This is a genomic window from Streptomyces sp. WI03-4A (genome assembly GCF_033792105.1).
GTDB classification, from domain to species: Bacteria; Actinomycetota; Actinomycetes; order Streptomycetales; family Streptomycetaceae; genus Streptomyces; species Streptomyces collinus_A.
Window position 1 is genome coordinate 1 of the sequence record NZ_JARAUO010000094.1, and the last position, 2,220, is coordinate 2,220.

The window sequence follows — 2,220 nt, forward strand, 5'->3', positions numbered from 1 at the left end:
CAGCAGCGCCGCCTCCAGCCGCCTGCGGGCCTCCAGGTCGTCCCTGGAGACCGGGCTCGCCGGGGTCGCCGGTCCGGACGCCTTCCCCGGGGCCGTCGGGGTCGTCGGGTTCATGGCTGTCACGCTCGTCCTCACCTAGTCGCGGGCCCCGGGCGCAGATCGCCCGGCGCCCTTCGGGCCAGTGCCTGTCGGTCGGCTTTTCCGTTGGGCGTCAGGGGCATCGCGGGCAGCACGACGAGCAGCGCGGGCACCATCGCGGCGGGCAGCGCGCGCCGGGCGCGCTCGCGCAGGGCCGCCGTGTCCCGCTCGGCCGGTCCGCTGACGTAGGCCACCAGGGCCTCGGCCACGACACCGTCGCCGACGGGGACGACGGCCACCGTCTCCACCGCGGGCAGGGCGCCGAGCTGGGCCTCGATGTCGCCGAGTTCGATGCGGTGGCCGCGGATCTTCACCTGGGAGTCGACGCGGCCGAGGAACTCGAGGACGCCGTCCGGCCGCCACCAGCCGCGGTCCCCGGTGCGGTAGACGCGTCCGCCCGGTGCGTCCGGGTCCGCCGTGAAGGCGCGGTCGGTGGCCTCGCGGTTGCCCCGGTAGCCCTCGGCCAGCCGGGGGCCGCAGAGCTGGATCTCGCCGGGGAAGCCGGGCGGCAGCCGGTGCCCGCGCGGGTCGCGGACCCGGACGACGGCACCGGCGACGGGCCGCCCGACCGGGTGTCCCGCGCCGTGCCCGGCGCCGTAGTCCAGGGCGGTGGAGCCCACGGAGTTCTCGGTCGGCCCGTACTCGTTGACCAGCCGGACGCCGGGCAGCGACCGCCGGTGCCGGCTGATCAGTTCCGGGGACGCGGCCTCACCGGCGACGGTGACCGAGCGCAGCGCGGTGCCGTCGGCGAGGTCGTCCAGCAGGATCCGGTAGAGGCTCGGGACGACGGTCGCGTGGGTCACGCCCTCTTCCCGCAGCAGGGCGCCCGTCCGGGCCGCGTCGAGCCGCAGGTGTTCGGGGAGCAGCACCAGGCGGGCGCCGGCCGTGAGGGCGGGGAAGATCTCCGCCAGGGAACTGTCGAAGAACAGGGAGGAGATCACCAGGCAGCGGCTCTCCCGGTCCATCGCGTGGTACCGGCGGCGCCACTGGACGAACGCGTGGACGGCGCCGTGCCGTACGGCGACGCCCTTGGGCACGCCGGTGCTGCCGGAGGTGTGGATCACGTAGGCGGTGTCGTCCGGGCCCGGGGGCGGCACCGGGACGTCGGCGCCCGGGTCCCGCGGTGCTCCGGCGAGTCCGGCCACGTCGAACACGGCCGTCTCTGCCGGTGTCCCGGCGGCCGGCACGGTCGTGCCCTCCCCGGTGACCAGCGCGGCCGGGGCGAGCGTGGTGAGCATCGCCGCCAGCCGGGCGGCGGGCAGGTCCGGGTCGAGCGGGGCATGGACGGCGCGGGCGCGCAGCACGCCGAGCATGACCGCCACCGCCTGCCAGGACTTGCGGGCGAGCAGGGCCACCGGGTCGCCGGGGCGGACGCCGTGGGCCAGCAGTGTCCGGGCCACCCGCTCGGCCGCCGCGCGCAGCTGGCCGTAGGTCACCTCGGGGCCGTCGGCTCCGGTGACCGCGAGGTCGTCCGGGTGGGCAGCGGCCCGCGCGAGGAATCCGGACAGCAGGGTGCCGGTACCCTCCGGTTCCGGCTCGTCGGGGACCTCCCAGCGCGCCGGCGCGTCCGCCCAGGGCGCGTCCGGCGGGATCAGGCGGAGGGCGTCGAGCGGGGCGGCCGGGTCACCGAGGCCGCCCAGCACGTGGCCGATCACCTCGGCCAGCACCTGGGCGAACCAGGGTTCGAACCGTCCGCGGTCGGCGTCCACGCACAGCCGGCGGCCGCCGTCGGCGTCTTCTTCGAGGGTGACCACGAGCGGTGGGGGCGTACCGGGCGACTCCACCGGCGTCCCGGCGACGAGCACGTCGATCCCCGTGCCGGCGGTGTCCGCAGCGCGCAGCGCGCCGGCCACGTCGCGCAGCAGTTCCCCGGCGTCGGCGGCCCGCTGTCCGCCGACCGGGACAGGCACCGGCCGGTCCCCGTGCCACAGGTGCACCACGGCCTCGTCGGTGCCCTCGGCGGCGGCCGTCACCAGGCCCGTGGCGGCGCCGAGCAGCACCGTCCCGCCGTCCGGCCGGCCGTCGCCGAGGGCGGCGAGGGCCGCGAGCGCGGGACCGCTCAGGGCCACGCCGGCCAGGACG

1 protein-coding gene is annotated in these 2,220 nt (G+C 77.7%); it reads right to left on the reverse strand.

Annotation, left to right across the window (positions count from 1 at the left end):
- Positions 1–131: 131 nt before the first annotated feature.
- On the reverse strand, positions 132–2,220 hold a 2,089-nt coding region (locus tag PV343_RS40155), incomplete at its 5' end, for an amino acid adenylation domain-containing protein (RefSeq protein ID WP_319152000.1).